The sequence below is a fragment of the Dermacoccus sp. MPR-E5 genome (assembly GCF_058809565.1).
On record NZ_JBXASS010000048.1, the window covers coordinates 1 to 551 of the forward strand.

Annotated in this window: 1 protein-coding gene; it reads right to left on the bottom strand. The window is 68.1% G+C overall.

Translation table 11 applies throughout. From position 1 onward, the window contains the following. Nucleotides 1–551 (bottom strand): helix-turn-helix transcriptional regulator (locus tag AC1RS9_RS14515; RefSeq protein ID WP_144695000.1); only part of this gene is annotated, 551 nt, incomplete at both ends.

Sequence of the window (551 nt, forward strand, 5' to 3'; positions counted from 1 at the left end):
GGTGTGGTGTTGTTGCGCCATTGGCGGGGTGTGGTGCCGAATTCTTCGCGGAAGATGCGGCTGAAGTGGCTGGCTGAGACGAACCCGTGTTGCTGGGCGAGGACGCCGATGGGGACATCGATGGTGGCCGGTGCGGTCAGGGCGTCGCGGACGCGGCGCAGGCGCTGGGACTGGATCAGTTGCGCGAGCCGGATGTCGGCGCGGGACATCTCTGCGTAGAGCAGACGCTCGGACACGTGCAGGTCCTTCGCGATCCGGGCGGCCCCGAGACCAGGGTCGGTGAGGTTGTCGAGCACGTAGGTGACGATCTGCTCGGCCAGCGGATACCGGGTCGTGGCGCGGTCGGGAGTGAGGGCGCTGAGCAGGGTCACTTTCAGCAGGTCGGCGACAGGCGCGAACACGTCCACCTCGTCGCGCAGGCTGAGCTCGGAGTCCATCACGCCCCCGAGCACGGACTGCAGCAGCGCCGCCAGCGAGGTCCGCTCACGCAGATCCACCCCAGAGACCTCGCCGATCTGATCCGCCGTCAACCCCACCACACCCAACGGCAG